A 1,198-nucleotide genomic window follows, 5' to 3' on the forward strand; every position below is an offset into this window, starting at 1 on the left:
ATGAGGATCAGGCGTTCGCTGTGTCGCGGGCGTGGTCGGAGGCGGCGGAGGAGTTGCGGGGGCAGCTGAGTCAGGTGCGGGCGGCGAAGGAGGCGACGGAGGCGTCGTATATCTCGGGTGCCGGTGGTGCGGAGATGTTGGCGCGTTTCGATGAGTTGGCCGCGGGTGAGCAGTCGTTGGAAGCGCTGGCGGTGATGTGTGGGGAGTTGTCGGATGCGGCGTTCGATATGGGGACGCAGTTGCAGTCGGCGAAGTTGAACATCATTGTCACGTTGTGTTGGTTGGCGATCGAGATCATGTTGGCGTGGTTGTTTCCGCCGACGGCGCCGGCGAATGAGGCGGCGGCGATCGGGGCGGCGCGGACGGTGATGGCGGTGTTGGAGCAGGCGACGCAGAAGGCGTTGACGTCGTTGGCGATGAAACTGGGTGCGTCGGCGTCGAAGAAGTATGTGTTCAAGTCGTTTCGGTTGTTGCCGACGGCGCAGGAGTTGGCGTGGGGGGTGTCGACGGCGGTGAAGGGTGCGGCGGAGGAGATGGTGATCAATGCCGCGATTCAGGGTGGGCAGTTGGCGGCGGGGACGGCGCGGGAGTTCAACGGTGAGGATTTCATGGCCTCGGCGGTGGGTGGTGCGGTGGGTGAGTTGGCGGGTGATCTGGCGGCGAAGTGGTTGGGTAAGAAGCTCGATGATTTGTATGCGGCGAATCCGAAGGTGGGGGAGGCGTTCAACAGTTATTGGGGTCAGATGGTGCAGGGGGGTGTGGTGGGTGCGGTGGCGGATGGTGTGGGTGGGATCTTCGGGTCGATTGCGGGGTCGTTGGCGGTGGGTGCGCCGATCGAGTCGGCGTTCGAGCCGCAGGGGATCGTGGGTGGTTTCATTCAGGGGTCGATTCCCGGTGCTGTGGGTGGTTTCCGGAATTTCCAGGTGCAGCAACAGAACCTGGCGGGTTTGGGTGGGGGTGAGGGGAAACCGAGTGGGTTGGGGGTGGAGGGCGCGGAGTTGGATGTGGACGGGCTCGAGCCGCCGCCGCCGTATGAGTCGGGTGGGCAGTTCCCGGGGGGTGTGGTGCCGGGAAGGGATATGGGTGCGGTCGAGCCGCCGCCGCCGTATGAGTCGGGTGGGCAGTTCTCGGGGGGAACGGATATCGGCGCGCGAGCGAACCCTGTTGCCGGACAGTTCCCGGTGGAGTCGGTGGTGGC

Annotated in this window: 1 protein-coding gene; it reads left to right on the top strand. The window is 65.1% G+C overall.

The window, feature by feature from the left end; all coding sequences use genetic code 11:
- A partial coding sequence (locus ON30_RS27875; RefSeq protein ID WP_040711947.1) for a WXG100-like domain-containing protein occupies positions 1-1,198 on the top strand: 1,198 nt, incomplete at both ends.

Origin of the sequence: Nocardia takedensis NBRC 100417 (assembly GCF_000308695.1) — a bacterium.
GTDB lineage: Bacteria > Actinomycetota > Actinomycetes > Mycobacteriales > Mycobacteriaceae > Nocardia > Nocardia takedensis.